Annotated in this window: 10 protein-coding genes; 7 read left to right on the top strand and 3 right to left on the bottom strand. The window is 64.0% G+C overall.

The window, feature by feature from the left end:
* Positions 1-258: 258 nt before the first annotated feature.
* Positions 259-546: a DUF3175 domain-containing protein gene (locus LB529_RS12220; RefSeq protein ID WP_140544432.1), complete on the bottom strand. Its 288-nt coding sequence runs from the start codon at positions 544-546 to the stop codon at positions 259-261.
* A 155-nt stretch (positions 547-701) separates the two neighbouring features.
* Between LB529_RS12220 and LB529_RS12215 the strand changes: the two genes are divergently transcribed.
* The 7 genes from LB529_RS12215 to LB529_RS12185 all read left to right on the top strand — a co-directional run bounded on the left by LB529_RS12215 (position 702) and on the right by LB529_RS12185 (position 8680).
* Positions 702-1931, top strand: a complete 1230-nt coding sequence (locus LB529_RS12215) for an MFS transporter (protein ID WP_224711213.1) — start codon at positions 702-704, stop codon at positions 1929-1931.
* A 165-nt stretch (positions 1932-2096) separates the two neighbouring features.
* Positions 2097-3125, top strand: coding sequence for a LacI family DNA-binding transcriptional regulator (locus LB529_RS12210; RefSeq protein WP_224531865.1), 1029 nt, complete (start codon positions 2097-2099; stop codon positions 3123-3125).
* Between the two features lie 295 nt (positions 3126-3420).
* Positions 3421-4545, top strand: coding sequence for a sugar ABC transporter substrate-binding protein (locus LB529_RS12205; protein WP_224531863.1), 1125 nt, complete (start codon positions 3421-3423; stop codon positions 4543-4545).
* Positions 4546-4615: 70 nt separating this feature from the next.
* Entirely contained in the window at positions 4616-6160 is a 1545-nt protein-coding gene (locus LB529_RS12200) for a sugar ABC transporter ATP-binding protein (protein WP_224711212.1), read from the top strand.
* A complete protein-coding gene (locus LB529_RS12195) occupies positions 6157-7137 on the top strand; it encodes an ABC transporter permease (protein WP_095768918.1) in 981 nt (326 codons plus the stop codon). Before LB529_RS12200 ends, LB529_RS12195 begins: the two co-directional genes overlap by 4 nt.
* Positions 7138-7160: 23 nt before the next feature.
* Positions 7161-8132 carry an ABC transporter permease gene (locus LB529_RS12190; protein WP_263497228.1) on the top strand — a complete coding sequence of 324 codons (972 nt, stop codon included), beginning with the start codon at positions 7161-7163 and terminating at the stop codon, positions 8130-8132.
* Positions 8133-8176: 44 nt separating this feature from the next.
* Positions 8177-8680, top strand: coding sequence for a gluconokinase (locus LB529_RS12185; protein ID WP_224711210.1), 504 nt, complete (start codon positions 8177-8179; stop codon positions 8678-8680).
* A gap of 12 nt (positions 8681-8692) precedes the next feature.
* On the opposite strand, the gene LB529_RS12180 is transcribed toward LB529_RS12185, so the two are convergent.
* Both LB529_RS12180 and LB529_RS12175 read right to left on the bottom strand, forming a co-directional pair.
* Positions 8693-9838 (bottom strand): hypothetical protein, encoded by a 1146-nt coding sequence (locus LB529_RS12180; protein WP_224711209.1) that lies wholly within the window; start codon positions 9836-9838, stop codon positions 8693-8695.
* An 89-nt stretch (positions 9839-9927) separates the two neighbouring features.
* Positions 9928-10377, bottom strand: a complete 450-nt coding sequence (locus tag LB529_RS12175) for an RrF2 family transcriptional regulator (protein ID WP_040984137.1) — start codon at positions 10375-10377, stop codon at positions 9928-9930.
* Positions 10378-10564: the final 187 nt, after the last annotated feature.

Below are 10564 nucleotides of genomic sequence, written 5' to 3'. Positions count from 1 at the left end.
GCCTGTCCGAAAGGACGACCAGGATTCATTCGGTCTCCTTCCCACTTCAACCATACACCAGAACCAACACACAGGATCCTCGGGTCTGCGCTGCGCTTCGCGTAGCTCCGCCCTAGAATGACGAGGTTGGGGGGCTTCAGCTCATCGCCAGCGTTTGCGCTGAACACCCCAAACGGATGCTGATAGCCTTGCCCGACAAGCCTGCAATCTTTCCAGATCCCTGTGTTGAGGAACTGGTGCTAGCGCTCCCAGCAACCCTTAATCCTGCTTTTCGCGACCGAAGGCGACACGCAGCTCGTCCTTCGCCTTTTCCAGCACCTTCTTGCGCTCGTCAGGCAGATTCTTGCCGGCACGGTTGATGTAGAAATTCAACATCGACATGGCGGATTGGAACGGCTCTGCCTTGCGGCGGTGGCTGTGCTCGGCCGAGCGCTTGAGCGAGGCGGCGATCTTCTTCGCGTCATCGGATTCGAAGACGTGCTCCTCGAGATCGAGGGCGTCGCTGTGTTCGGTCACGTCGGCCGACCATTTCTTCTTGGCGGTCATGACAAACTCCTTCCTTCAGAGAAACCCCATGAGGTGAGGCGGGTTCCCGGTTCTGGAGCCACGGATTTGCCGGTCGTGGCGCTGCTCGGCTCAGGAAATGGGCCGATAGTGCGCTCAAACGCGCGATCTCGAAGAAATCGCGAACAGGAGACGCCGTGACGACAATTCCAGGAAACGCGGCAAACAGCGCCGGCATCGACAGCTTCTACGCGTGGACGCGGCTCGGGATCTCCTTGCTGCTGGCGACGATCGGCGGCGTCGGCATGTGGGCCGTAGTCGTGGTCCTGCCCGCCGTGCAGGCCGAGTTCGGCGTCGATCGTGCCGCCGCCTCGATGCCTTACACCGCTACAATGGTCGGCTTCGCCGCCGGCAATGTGCTGGTCGGCCGCGCCATCGACCGTGTCGGTTACTGGATCCCGGCGCTGGTTTCCTCGATGGCCCTGGGTGCCGGCTTCGCGCTGGCGTCGCTCTCCACTTCGATCCTGCAATTCACGCTCGCCCAAGGCTTGCTCATCGGGGTGGGGACATCGGCGATTTTCGGACCGCTGATCGCCGATATCTCGCACTGGTTCAACCGCCGGCGCGGCGTTGCCGTGGCTACGGCCGCGGCCGGCAGCTATCTCGCCGGAACGGTCTGGCCAGCAATCATACCGCCGCTGATGAAGGCGGAGGGTTGGCGCTTCACCTATGTGGCTATCGGCATCGCTTGCCTGGTGACTATGGCGCCGCTGGTCATAATGCTGCGGCGTCGCGCCCCGGTGGTCGTCGCAGGCTCGCCAGGCGCACGCCCGGTCCAGCCGATCTCATTGTCGCCGACCGCCCTTCAGGCGCTGCTCGTCATAGCCGGTCTTGGCTGTTGCGTGGCGATGTCGATGCCGCAGGTGCATATCGTCGCCTATTGCATGGACCTCGGCTATGGTGTCGCCCACGGCGCCGATATGCTGTCGATCATGATGGCCGCCGGAGTCGTCAGCCGCCTTGTTTCCGGCTTCGTCGCCGACCGTATCGGCGGGGTGAAGACCTTGCTGATCGGTTCGGTGCTGCAGTGCCTGTCGCTGTTCTTCTACATTCCCTTCGACGGTCTTGCCTCGCTCTATGTCGTCTCGCTGGTGTTCGGCCTGTCGCAAGGCGGCATCGTGCCCTGCTATGCGATCATTGTGCGCGAATACATGCCCGCCAAGGAGGCCGGCCAGCGCGTTGGCATCGTCATCATGGCGACCATTTTCGGCATGGCTATCGGCGGCTGGATGTCGGGCTGGATCTACGATCTCACCGGATCTTACGCGGCCGCGTTCCTCAACGGAATTGGGTGGAACCTGCTCAACATCCTGATGATGGTCGTGGTGTTCTGGAGGGCAAGGCGCAGCGGCGTCGTCATGGCCTGACGGCTCGCGCCGGCGCTTCTCCTGAAATGCCCTCAGCTTGACAACAAATCGCGGCTGCGCGACGCCAAGGGCAGGGAATGTGGTACAGGCCTGCTAGATGGCGACACCAGGGTCAATGGCATTGCAAGCGCGCAGCAGGCGGGATTTGACGCACGAGGCTCGCCCTTGACCAAGCCGCGCTCCCGTCGTGGCGGCGGCCGTCCGACCATTGCCGACGTGGCGCGCAAGGCCGGTGTCGGCGCGATCACGGTGTCGCGCGCCTTGCGTGAGCCCGGGCGGGTGTCGGAAGACCTTCGACGGCAGATACAGGCCGCGGTCGACGAGCTCGGCTACGTGCCCGACCCGAACGCCCGCGCGCTTGCCTCGGCGCGCGCGGAGGTGTTCGGCGTGCTGGTGCCATCGCTGACCAACAACGTCTTCGCCGAGGTGGTGCGCGGCATCTATGACAGTCTTTCCGACAGTCCGTTCCGCATCCAGATCGGCAACACCCATTATTCAGGCCTGGAGGAAGAGCGGCTGCTGCAGGTCTTCGGATCGCAACGCCCGGCGGCGCTGATCGTGGCCGGCATAGACCAGACGCCCAGCGCGCGACGACTGCTGGAGAATGCCGGCTGCCCGGTGGTGCAAGTGATGGAGACCGGGCCGGACCCGGTTGACATGATGGTCGGCTTCTCGCATCTCGACGGCGGCAGGACCGCCGCCGAACACCTGCTGCAAGCCGGATACCGCAAGATCGGCTTCATCGGCGCGCGGATGGATCCGCGTTCGCAGCGGCGCCTTGCCGGCTACCGCGCCGCGATGGAGGCCGCCGGCCTGTTCGACGCGCGGCTGGTCACCACAACGCCGGTGCCGTCAAGCGTGACGCTCGGGCGCGAGTTGTTCCGCGACGCGCTGGCCAAGATGCCGACGCTGGACGGCGTGTTCTGCAACAATGACGATATCGCGCTTGGCGTTCTGTTCGAATGCCATCGCGCATCGATCGACGTGCCGAAGCAGATCGGCATTGTCGGTTTCAACGATCTCGACATGATGCAGGTGTCGTTTCCTTCAATCACAAGCGTGCGCACCCATCGCTATGAAATCGGCACCCGTGCCGTCGCCATGGCGTTGTCGGCGATCGCCGGAAACCGGCCGGAACAGCGGATCGTCGATCTCGGTTTCGAGCTGATGCGGCGCGAGAGCACCGCGCGCTGACGCGGTACTGTTGGTTCCTTAAGATGATGCTTTACAGCCTGAGATGGTAGCGCTACCATTTGCATGCCGGTAAAGGCTCGGCGAGGCGGGAAGGCTGTTTATTATACATAAGCAACAGCTCGTACTTGTTTATTATGTATAATATGATAGTTTTCTAAATTGCCAGAGAGCTGAGGGGGACGAGGAGGATCAGGGCGGCGCGGCCGTCCTGTGTGGGTGTCTGGTTGGCCGGAGGGTTGCCGACCGTATCGCCAAAGATTCATAACAAGCAGAACTGCAACTGGGAGGAATATCGATGATCAAGTCACTCGTTGGCGGCGTCATTGCCGCCACCGCATTTGTCATGCTGAGTTCGTCGGCGATCGCCGGACCCGAGGTCGTCAAGGGGCCCGCGGCCGAGCCGGACTGCTTCGCGCCGTGGTCGGCCGACACGCAGTTTTTCAAGTATCCGAAGAAGGACGGTCCATACCGCATCGCGCTTGCCAACGGCTACATCGCCAACACCTGGCGCATTCAGATGATCCAGACGGCCAAGGCCTATGCGGCGCAGCCGGATGTCGCCAAGAAGCTCAAGGAATTCAAGGTCGTGTCAACCGGCGAGGATGTGCCGGCGCAGATCTCGGCGATCAACAACTTCATCGATTCCGGCTTTGACGCGATCGTCGTCAACGCGCAGAACCCGACCGCATTCGGGCCGGTCATCAAGCGCGCCAAGGAAGCCGGTGTCGTGCTGGTCGCCTTCGACAACATCCTCGACACCAAGGACGCGATCAACGTCAATGTCGATCAGAAGGGCCTCGGCGAGCTCTGGGGCAAGTGGCTGGTCGCGCATGTGCCGAATGGCGGCAAGGTGCTCGAGGTGCGCGGTGTCGCCGGTACTTCGGTCGACACCGACCGCCACAATGGCATCCACGAGGTGCTCGACGGTTCCGGCAAGAAGTGGGCCGTCACCGAGGTGGTCGGCAAGTGGGATGACGGCGTGGCGCAAAAGGCCACGGCCGACGCGATCGCCACCAGCGGCCCGTTCGACGGCATCACCGGGCAGGGCGGCGACACCGGCATCGTGCAGGCGATGATCGACGCCAAGCATCCGTTCGTGCCGTTCGGCGGCGAGACGGAAAACGGCTTCCGCAAATTCTGCGCCGCGCATGCGGCCGACGGGCTGAAATGCTCGTCCGCCGGTACCGGCCCGGCCCAGGTGGCGGTTGCCATCAAGACGGCGATTGCCGCGCTCGAAGGCAATGTCGTGCCGCAATCGGTCAAGCTGCCTTTGGCCATCGTCGAGGATCCGAACTTCAAGGCGGGTCAGGATTTCTTCCCCGACCAGTCCGACAATTTCTTCGTCGGCAATTCCTTCCCGACCTGCGGCATCAATTTCACCGCGCAGGAAATCATGGGCCAGACCAAGGAAAACAAATAGTCTGACTGGACAGTGCCGCGGCGAGCCCCGCGGCACTGTCTCCTCAATCAAAACCGGCCGGGGAGGGCTGATGGACGGCACGGCTCCGCTCTTCCGCATGGAAGGCATATCCAAGCGCTATGGCGGCGTGCGGGCCTTGGAGAAGGCCGAGCTGACGGTCACCGCCGGCAGCATCCACGCCATCCTCGGCGAGAACGGCGCCGGCAAATCGACGCTGATCAAGGTCATGGCCGGCGTCGTGGCGCCGGATGAAGGGCGCATGACACTGGACGGAAGCGAGGTCACTTTCGCTTCGCCTGCCGCCGCCAACCAGGCCGGCATCGTCTGCATTTTCCAGGAGCTGTCGCTGATTCCGGAGCTCAGCGTCGCCGACAACATCGTCATTTCCAATCCACCCAAGCGTTTCGGCATGATCGACCGCAAGGCGCAGCGGAAGATCGCTGAGGAAGCGCTGGCACGCGCCGGCGCTTCCGACATTCATCCCCGCGCGCTGGTCAAGGACCTGCCGCTGTCGCGCCGGCAGATGGTGGAGATCGCCAAGGCGCTGGCTCGGAAGCCGCGCATCCTGATCCTCGACGAGGCGACCTCGGCGCTGACGGCGGCGGACGTCGCCAAGGTCTTCGAGGTGTTGAAACGGCTGCGCTCGGAAGGGCTGGCGCTGCTCTACATCTCGCACCGCATGAACGAGATCGCGGAACTCGCCGACCATTGCACGGTGTTCCGCAACGGCCGCAACGTCGCCAGCTACCCCGCCGGCTCGAAGAGCGACAATGAGGTGGTCGAGCTGATGATCGGCCGCGAATACAGCCATATCTTCCCGCCGAAACCCGCTTCCGCCCCGGCCGCTGCGACGGTGCTCGAGGCGCGCAATCTCTCCTGGGCCGACCGGCTGGACAATATTTCGCTGAGTGTCAGGGCAGGGGAGGTTGTGGGCCTGGGCGGTCTGGATGGGCAGGGCCAGCGCGAATTGCTGCTTGCCTTCTTCGGCGTGCTGCGCGGCCTGCGCGGCGAGGTGCTGATCGACGGCAAGCCGGTTTCGATCGCCAGCCCGACCGCGGCCAGCCACGGCCGCATCGGCATGGCGCTGATCCCCGAGGATCGCAAGACCGAAGGACTGATGCTGCCGATGACGGTGCGCGAGAACCTGTCGTTTGCAGCACTCGACCGGTTGTCCAAGGCCGGCATCATCGACCGCGCCGCCGAACAGCGCCTGATCGACGACATGGTCGGGCTGCTGGCGATCAAGACGGCGGGCCTGGACATTCCGGTCGGCGCGCTTTCCGGCGGCAACCAGCAGAAGGTGGTGATCGCCAAATGGCTGATGCGGCAGCCGCGCATCATCCTGCTCAACGATCCGACGCGCGGCATCGATGTCGGCACCAAGCAGGAGCTCTACCAACTGATGCGCAACCTCGCCGATGCGGGTGCTGCGATCCTGTTCTATTCGACGGACTATGACGAGCTGATCGGCTGCTGCGACCGCGTGCTCGTGCTCTATGACGGCGCGGTCAAGCGCGAGCTGGTCGGCGCGGGGCTCACCGAGCATGCGCTTATCGCCAGCGCGCTCAACATCCACGGCGATGATGTCCGCATCGGGCAGGGAGAGCACGCGTGAAGGATTGGCGCTACCGGCTGGCCGAACAACGCGGAACGCTTTTGGCCTTCGGCATCTTCATCGTCATGTTCGCCATTTACAGCGCGAACCATCCGGCCGGCTTCACCGCCAATGTCGTGCAGACGGCCGCCAACAAGGGCGTGCTGCTCGCCTTCGTCGCGATGGCGCAGACATTGGTGGTGATCACCGCCGGCATCGATCTGTCGGTTGGCATGATCTTCACGCTGACCAACTGCATGGCTTCATGGCTGGTGGTCGGCACCGGCCTGGAAACGGCGTTCGGCGTGCTGGCGGTGCTGGGCACCGGGCTCATCTGCGGGGCGGTCAACGGCGCCATTGTCATCTACGGGCGGCTGCAGCCGATCGTGGCCACCATCGCCACGGGCGCCGTCTATTTCGGCCTGGCCTTGCTTTTGCGACCCGTTCCGGGCGGATCGGTCAACGAGGATCTTGCCGATTTCCTGACTGGGCGTTTCTTCGGCGTCGTGCCGGCGAGCCTCGTGGCGCTGCTCGTCATCGTGCTTGTCGTCTGGGTGCCGTTCAGTCGCTCCGAGCTTGGGCGCGCCGCTTATGCCGCGGGCTCGTCGGAGACGGCGGCCTACATGTCCGGGGTGCCGATCCGCAGAGGCAAGTTGCTGGCTTATACGCTTGCCGGCCTGCTTGCGGCGATCGGCGGACTGTTCCTGACCTTCTTCACCTATACGGGCGAGGCGGCCTATGCCAGCGGCAACGCCTACACGCTGTTTTCGATCGCCGCCGTCGTGCTCGGCGGCGTGTCGCTGTTCGGCGGCAAGGGCAGCGCCATCGGCGCGATCTTCGGCGCGCTTGCCTTTCGCACCATAGGCGACCTCTTATTCGTCTTCGATTTCGATCCGCTCTGGCAGCCGTTGTTCCAGGGCGTTATCCTGTTGATCGCGGTCAGCCTTGGCGCCTTCGCGCTGTTTCGGGTACGCAACCGGCTGGAGTGGTTCCTGTGAGCGAAACGACGCATGGCGGCATCATGGGCGGCATTGCCGGCCGCATGCCCAAATTCATCCGGCGCGCCGACCCGGCAGTGCTGACGGCCTTTGCCTGCATCGGGGTCCTGCTCCTGCTCGGCAGCCTCTATTCGCGCAACTTCCTATCGCCGGAATATCTCCTGCAGCAGTTGAAGGTCGCGTCTTTCCTCGGCGTCATCGCCACCGGCATGATGCTGGTCATCCTGCTTGGCCAGATCGACCTTTCCGTGCCATGGGCCGTGGCCGCCGGCGCCATGATGGCCTGCGCGGCCGCGGCTTACGGGCCGGTCGGCGTTGCTCTCGCCATCCCCTTCGGCGTCCTGTGCGGCGTGGCGGTAGGCATCGTCAACGGCATCGGTGTCGCCTATCTGCGTATCCCCTCGATGATCATTACTTTAGCCACCAATGCCGTGGCGCAAGGGCTGATGGTGGTCTACACAGGCGGCTTCTCGCCACAGGATTCGGCGACCGCCGCGATGCGCTACCTGGCAACCGGTTTCACCATCCCGGGCGTTCCCAATGCCGTCATCATCTGGGTGCTGATCGGCGCCGCGATGGTCTTCGCGCTGACCCGCACAAGCTTCGGCCGCGCCGTTTACGGCATCGGCAACCGTGAGCGCGCCGCCTATCTGTCCGGCATCGACACGCGTCGCATCGTCATGATCGCCTTCGCCGTCTCCGGCGGGTTGTCTGCCTTTGGCGGCGTGCTTCTGGCGGGCTATGCATCCAAGGCGGCGCAGTCCATGGGCGATGCCTATCTCCTGCCGTCGATCGCGGCGGTTGTCCTGGGCGGCACATCGATCCTGGGCGGGCGGGGCTCCTATCTGGGCACAGTGGCCGGCGTGATCCTGATCACACTCCTGCAATCCATCCTCTCGGTCATGCAGATGCCGGAAGCAGGGCGGCAGATCATCTATGGCGTCGTCATCGTCGCCATGCTCCTGCTTTACGGGCGCGCGCCGGCAAGCCGCTGAGGGTAAATGAGGCGAGCGCAAGACCGCAGACCCCGGAGCCTGGCATGAACGATCTTCGGACGGCGCCCGCCATCGTCGTCATGGGCGTTGCCGGCTGCGGCAAGACCGCCGTCGGCGAGGCGCTCGCCAAGGCGCTGGGCGCCGACTTCATCGAAGGAGACCTGCTGCATCCGCCGGAGAATGTGGCGCGCATGGCGCGCGGCGAGCCGCTGACCGATGCGTTGCGCGCGGGCTGGCTCGACGCCATAGGCGAGCGTATCGCGACCTCGGTTGCCCATGGGCGGAAGGCGGTGGCGGCGTGCTCGGCGCTGAAGCGAAGTTATCGTGACCGGCTGAGCCGCTTCTGCCCCGGTATGGTCTTCCTCTATCTCAGGATCGATCGGGAGACTGCTTGGCGACGGGTCGCCGATCGCAAGGGCCATTTCATGCCCGCCAGCCTCGTCGACAGCCAGTTCGCCACGCTGGAGGAGCCTGCGGCGGACGAACGGGCCGTGACGGTCGACGGAACGCGAAGTGTTGCAGGGATCCTGCAGGAGATCGTCCGCTAGATCAGTTGGCAATCAGGCTTCGTCGTTGCCGATCGCGGCTTCGGCTGGCTGCTCGGTCAGCCGCACGGCGCTCGACCAGGCCATCATCTGCTCAGGACAGAGTTTGAGCGTCTCCAGCATCCGGTCGCGCTTCGACAGGACAAATCCCGCCTGAACGACGAGGGTCTTCCCTGTCATGTCCTTGGCAGACGATGCGGGCGCCTCTGGCGTCGCGCTCAGTTCTTTGACGATCGCCCTATATTCGCGAAAGGGCGCCGTCTCGATGGTCGCCATATGAAACAGCCCAGCGCCGGCGCGCGCGGCGAAGTTTGCCGGCGCCGAGGCGAGGTGGGTCCAGCCGCGCTCGCCCATGGCGGCCTCGGTGAAGGCGGAGCCGGCATAGACGGTGTTGGTCATCAGCACCACGCCGTTTGCTTTCAGCACCTTCTGGATACGCGTGGTGACCTGATAGGCGTCGGTGCGCTCAAAGACGATCCGGCTTTTCAGGAAGCGGTTCTCGAGCCTGACCAGCGGCGGGTTGATCACGCGCAGGCCGAACATGCTCGGCGAGAAGCCGTGGTAGCGTGCGCTCACCTGATGGGCATCGACGCCGGCCTCATGCAGGGCGCGCTTGCCCATGATCGTCTGCGCCGTGAACTGGTCGCACCACACGATGGCGCCGCGCCCGTTGCGCAGGGCTTGTTGCAGAGCCTCGAGGCCTTCGAGTCGGATCGCCGGCGACCAGCGCCAGCCGGCGACGAGATGCGCCGCAAGCGTCAGCCGCCGGCGGTGAACGGCGGCGAGTTGCGCCTCGAACATGCTTTTCGTGTCGACGGCATCGCCGAGCACGGCCTTCACCGCGACGTCGTAACGGGCAAACTCCTTGCGGAAGTGGCGCTTGCGCCTGAGCCTGGACACCCAGCCGCAGATCGAGCTCCACCAGGAGACCGGCAGCATCGCCGCGACGCCGAGATAAAAACAGGACAACAGGCTCTCGCGCGGATCCCGATTGGTGAAGCGACGCAATTTGCCGGGGCGCACCACCTTGCGGCTGAAGAAGCGAACGGACTCGCCGCGCTCCGGTACAGGCACATCGGCCGTGATCTCGGTATGATAGATGTCGTTCGACGATGATTGCCGGCTGGCCTTACGGGAATTGCCAAGCCAAGGCAGCCTCATGCGTCAGAGCCCTGTTTTATCCTCCAGCCGCTTTACTGCGTGGAAAGCAGACAAGCAACCGACGGGACTGCCGTCAGGGCCGGGTCGCTTCAAATCTGAGAGGTGAGCTCCGCCGGGAAATCGTCGTTGTCGGCGTCGCGCATAGCGGCGAGGCTGCGGTTGTCGAGCACCTCGGCGATCGCCTGGCGCACTTCCAGCATCATATGGCGGACCTGGCAGGTGGCCTCGTCGCAGTCCTCGCAGCGCTGGTATTGCGTGCGGCTGGCGCAAGGGATCGGCGCCAGCGGCCCGTCGAGCACGCGCACGACATGGCCGATCTTGATCTCGGAAGCGGGACGGGCAAGGCGATAACCGCCTTCCTTGCCCTTGCGGCTCTGGACGAAACCGGCATTGCGCAATTCGCCCAGGATCGCATCCAGGAATTTCTTCGGGATGTTGTTGGCGACGGCGATGTCGTTGACGAATGCAAGCTGGCCAGCCGGCAGGCCGGAAAGATGCACGAGGGCCTTGAGGCCGTATTTGCCTTTTTTGGTCAGCATGCCCGATTCAGTTCATCAACCCCAATGCGCCTGCATCTGGCGGTTGTTTGTGTGCAAATCATGACAGTTTGACCGCCTGACGCCGCCTGGCCCAATAATTCGCACCGCAGCTTAGGCACAAACGCGTTGATTCTTCGTAACGTTTTTCACATTTGGGTTGGGATTTCCCCGCGAACTCATGCAGCCC

The sequence above is a fragment of the Mesorhizobium sp. CA5 genome (assembly GCF_020165105.1).
Lineage (GTDB): Bacteria > Pseudomonadota > Alphaproteobacteria > Rhizobiales > Rhizobiaceae > Mesorhizobium.
This window is presented reverse-complemented; position numbering and strand designations above follow the sequence as displayed.

What these genes read in the sequence shown, in the direction of transcription:
- LB529_RS12175 (WP_040984137.1), bottom strand. Translation starts at nt 10,377, where the DNA reads ATGCTGACCAAAAAAGGCAAATACGGCCTCAAGGCCCTCGTGCATCTT.
- LB529_RS12185 (WP_224711210.1), top strand. Translation starts at nt 8,177, where the DNA reads ATGAACGATCTTCGGACGGCGCCCGCCATCGTCGTCATGGGCGTTGCC.
- LB529_RS12180 (WP_224711209.1), bottom strand. Translation starts at nt 9,838, where the DNA reads ATGAGGCTGCCTTGGCTTGGCAATTCCCGTAAGGCCAGCCGGCAATCA.
- LB529_RS12200 (WP_224711212.1), top strand. Translation starts at nt 4,616, where the DNA reads ATGGACGGCACGGCTCCGCTCTTCCGCATGGAAGGCATATCCAAGCGC.
- LB529_RS12220 (WP_140544432.1), bottom strand. Translation starts at nt 546, where the DNA reads ATGACCGCCAAGAAGAAATGGTCGGCCGACGTGACCGAACACAGCGAC.
- LB529_RS12190 (WP_263497228.1), top strand. Translation starts at nt 7,161, where the DNA reads ATGGGCGGCATTGCCGGCCGCATGCCCAAATTCATCCGGCGCGCCGAC.
- LB529_RS12205 (WP_224531863.1), top strand. Translation starts at nt 3,421, where the DNA reads ATGATCAAGTCACTCGTTGGCGGCGTCATTGCCGCCACCGCATTTGTC.